At 74.0% G+C, this 3,825-nt stretch carries 4 protein-coding genes; all 4 read right to left on the minus strand.

The features are described from left to right. Positions 1–81: 81 nt before the first annotated feature. Complete coding sequence (locus ACTIR_RS0102310; RefSeq protein ID WP_026453078.1) at positions 82–1,368, minus strand: hydroxyacid-oxoacid transhydrogenase; 1,287 nt, start codon at positions 1,366–1,368, stop codon at positions 82–84. Between the two features lie 164 nt (positions 1,369–1,532). Beyond that, positions 1,533–2,240, minus strand: a complete 708-nt coding sequence (locus ACTIR_RS0102315; protein WP_026453079.1) for a GntR family transcriptional regulator — start codon at positions 2,238–2,240, stop codon at positions 1,533–1,535. Positions 2,241–2,298: 58 nt separating this feature from the next. After that, positions 2,299–3,171, minus strand: a complete 873-nt coding sequence (locus ACTIR_RS0102320; RefSeq protein ID WP_026453080.1) for a phosphotransferase family protein — start codon at positions 3,169–3,171, stop codon at positions 2,299–2,301. Positions 3,172–3,212: 41 nt separating this feature from the next. Next, positions 3,213–3,825, minus strand: a 613-nt coding sequence (gene mtnA, locus ACTIR_RS21245; RefSeq protein ID WP_034237914.1) for an S-methyl-5-thioribose-1-phosphate isomerase, incomplete at its 5' end; no start/stop codon positions are given.

Consider the following 3,825-nt stretch of genomic DNA (forward strand, 5'->3'; position numbering starts at 1 on the left):
CGGTGTCGGTGGCGGGCCCGCCGGCCGGCCGGGTGGTCGGCGCGGTGGGCGGCTCGGGCGGCGTGGTCACCAGTTCTCGCCTCACCAGTTCCGCATCGAGTCGGTCAGGATGGCCGCGACCCGGTCGTCCGGGACGTCGCGCGGCGCCACCGACAGTAGCCGCTGCTGCCGCATCGTGCCGTCCACGAGGGAGTCGACGTCGGCCTCGCCGAACCCGACGGCCGCCAGGCCGTTCGGGATGCCGATGTCGCGCATCAGCGCGGTGAGCGCGGCGGGGAGGCATTCGGCCGGGTCGGTGCCCGCCAGCCGTTCCGTCGTGGCCGGGTCCAGGATCCGGGCGGCGTCCACGTGCTTGTCCGGGTCGGTGGGGAAGGTGAACCGGAACGCCGCGGGCGCGGTCAGCGACACCGACTCGCCGTGCGGCACCAGCGCCGCCGCACCGGGGTAGTTGCGCGGGCGGTACTCCCGCACCCGGCCCGCGATCGGGTAGGCGCAGGCGTGCGGGATGTGCACCCCCGCGTTGCCGAAGCCCATCCCCGCGAACGTGGCGGCCAGCATCATGTCGGTGCGCGCGTCGAGGTCACCGCCGTTCAGCACCGCCCGGCGGAACGAGCGGGCGAGCAGGTGCAGTGCCTTCTCGGTCCAGGTGTCCGAGATCGGGTTCGCACCGTTGTAGGCGACCCGGGTCTCCGGGGTGTGCCGGGGGAACGAGTGGAACGGCCGGGCGGTGTAGGACTCGAGTGCGTGGCAGAGCACGTCCATGCCACTGGCCGCGGTCACCTCCGGCGGAACGGACAGCGTCACCAGCGGGTCGATCACCGCGGTGGTGGGGCGCAGGGCCGGGTGGCTGATGCCGGACTTGACCTCGAGGTCGAGCAGGTCCAGCACGCACACCGGGGTGGTCTCCGACCCGGTGCCCGCCGTGGTGGGCACCGCCACCAGCGGCTTGAGCGGACCGTCCGGGGCCTTCCCGTGCCCGATCGGCGGGTTCACGTAGTCGAACAGGTCGGCCGGGTAGGTGGTCAACAGGTTCACGGCCTTGGCCGTGTCCAGCGCCGACCCGCCGCCCACGCCGACGAAGCCGTCCCAGGTCGACTCCGCCGCGAACTCCACCGCCGCCCGGATGCTGACGTCGGTGGGTTCGACGTGCACGCCGTCGTAGACGACCGCGGTGAGCCCGGCGGCCTCGGCCGCATCGGCCACCCGGCGCGGGACGCCGGTCGCGGCGACCCCGGGGTCGGTGATCACCAGGACCCGGCGCAGGCCCTGCCGGGCCAGGTCGGCCCCGATCTCGTCCACCGCCCCCGCGCCGAACTTCAGCGGCGTGGCGCCCCAGGTGAACACCGTCTCGTGCAGATACTCGGTCATGCTGCCCTCTCCCCGGTCCAGGCTCGCGCGACGGCGGTGCGGTGAGAGTGGCATGTGGCATACCACCCGTCAACCACACCGCCCCCGCGAGTCGCCACCCCGTGCCCGCGAGTTGCCACCCCGTGGCCGCGAGTCGACGCCTCACGGCCACGAGTCGACGCGGGTCAGCCCGGGAATGCGGTCCAGTCGAGCGAGAACGGGGGCTCGGCGTCACCGGTCTCGGACGACTCCTGCCCGAGCAGCAGCCGCGCGGTGTGCCGCAGGTGCTCCCGCATCGCCTCGGCCGCGGCGCGGGCCTGCCCCGCCCCGATCAGTTCGTGGATCCGCGCGTGCTCGGCGAGGATGTCGTGCATCCCCCGGGACCGGTCCACCGTGGACGTACCCCGGAGCAGGATCGTGTCGCGCAGCGTGTCGACGTGGTCGGCCAGGCGGAGGTTGCCGGACGCCGCGTTGATGGTGTGGTGGAACCGGCGGTCGGCGGCCATGAACGCGGCCTCGTCGTGCCCGTCCGCGGCCGCGCGCATCGCGGCCAGGTGCGTGGACAGGTCGGCCACCCAGCCGGACTCCTGCCTGCCGGTGGCGCGGAAGGTGGCCGGCACCTCCAGCAGCAACCGCAGCGCGAAGACCTCCTCCAGGTCGTGCAGCGAGGTCTGCAGCACCCGGGCCCCCCGGTTGCGCTCGAAACGGACCATGCCGCGTTCGGAGAGCTGGATCAGGGCCTCGCGCACCGGGGTCCGGGACACCCCGAGCCGCGCGGCGAGATCGTGCACCGAGTACAGGGTTCCCGGCACCAGTTCGCCGCTGACGATGCCGCTGCGCAGCTCCTCGAAGATCGTCTTCGCCAGGTTCCGCTCGGTGTCGATCTGCCGCATCGGCTCATCCTCGCACGGTGCGCACACCGCCCGGGCGCGGTCGGAAGCGATCGCAGGCTCAGCCGAACCAGGCGTCCGCGAGCGCCGTCAGTTCCGGGCGGGCGGGCGCGGGCAGCGCGGCGAGATACCCGGGGAGATTGGCGTAGCGGTGCAGGAGTGTGTAGGCCAGGCACCGGCGCGCGAACCCGGTGCCCGGATGCTCCGCGATGCCGTAACCGCGCAGGAACCGTCGCAGCAGGACCGGGTCCCCGCGGGTGAGGAACATCCCCACGGCGACGAAGTCGTACTCGGCGGCGCCCGTTCTCGCCGGCTCGAAGTCCAGCAACCCGGACGGCAGCCACCGCGTACCGTCGTGCCGGACGAGGACGTGCGCGGGCAGGAACTCGGTGTGCAACAGCACCGGCGCGGGCGTGCCGAGATCCACCCGGTCGAGGTAGTCCGGGATCTGTGCGAGCCAGTGCGGCGCCAACCCGAGCCCGCGTTGCGCGGCGACGACGGCCGCACGGTGCCGCCGGAGGAAGGTGGCCCAGTCGTCCGGTCCGAGGTCCGCCACGGCCGGGTCGTCGACCCCGTGCAGCTCGGCCAGCACCGCGCCGAGACGTTCGGTCAGCCGTTCCCGCTCCGGGCGGGACAGCGTCGGCCACACCTCGTCGAGGCCGTGGCCGCGCAGTCGGCGCATGAGGACGTAGTGCCACCCGTCGGCCGTGCCGGTCGCCTCCACCCCCGGCGTGGGAACCGACAGTGCGCCGGCCAGTGACCGCAGCACCGCCGCCTCCGTACGGGCCTCGTCCCGGTCGTCGTCCGGGTAGAACTTCAGGACGAGGTCGTCGCCGACCGCGTACACCGGCAGGGAGCCGTCCGGGAAGCGGTGCACCGCGGCCCCGGGGAGGCCGAGCCGGGCGAGTGTCGTGTGCAGCGGCGGGTCGTCCACGCCGGCAACGCTACGGTGCCTCCGGCCGCGCCACGAGCGAATTACCGCGCCGGGGTCACCACGCCGTTCTCGGTCACCACGGCGGTGATCAGTTCGGCCGGGGTCACGTCGAACGCCGGGTTGAACACCTCGGCGCCCTCCGGGGCCACGGGCACCCCGGAGACGGTGGTGACCTCGGTCGCCGGGCGCTGTTCGACGACGATGCCGGCCCCGTCCGGCAGATCACGGTCCAGTGTGGACTCCGTGGCGACCACGACGAACGGGATGTCGTGGTGCGCGGCGGCCAGCGCCAGGCCGTAGGTGCCGATCTTGTTGGCCACGTCGCCGTTGCGGGCGACGCGGTCGGCGCCGACGAGCACGCAGTCGACCAGTCCGCGCGCCATCGCCGCGGCCGCCGCCGCGTCCGGCAGGACCCGGTACGGGATGCCCTCCTCGGCCAGCTCCCACGCGGTCAGCCGGGAGCCCTGCAGCAGCGGCCGGGTCTCGTCGGCCAGGACGTGCTCCACGTGCCCGTCCGCGTGCAGGTCCCGGATCGCACCGAGGGCGGTGCCCCAGGCCACCGTGGCCAGCCTGCCGGTGTTGCAGTGCGTGAGCGGGCGCAGCGGGCGCCGCGCACAGCGGGCGAGGACGAGATCGGCGGCGTGCCGGGCGGCC

It is taken from the genome of Saccharomonospora iraqiensis subsp. iraqiensis (assembly GCF_000430445.1).
GTDB classification, from domain to species: Bacteria; Actinomycetota; Actinomycetes; order Mycobacteriales; family Pseudonocardiaceae; genus Saccharomonospora; species Saccharomonospora iraqiensis.

Bases quoted from the DNA above. Each gene is read 5' to 3' on its own strand.
- ACTIR_RS0102315 (WP_026453079.1), bottom strand. From the start codon at position 2,240: ATGCGGCAGATCGACACCGAGCGGAACCTGGCGAAGACGATCTTCGAG.
- ACTIR_RS0102310 (WP_026453078.1), bottom strand. From the start codon at position 1,368: ATGACCGAGTATCTGCACGAGACGGTGTTCACCTGGGGCGCCACGCCG.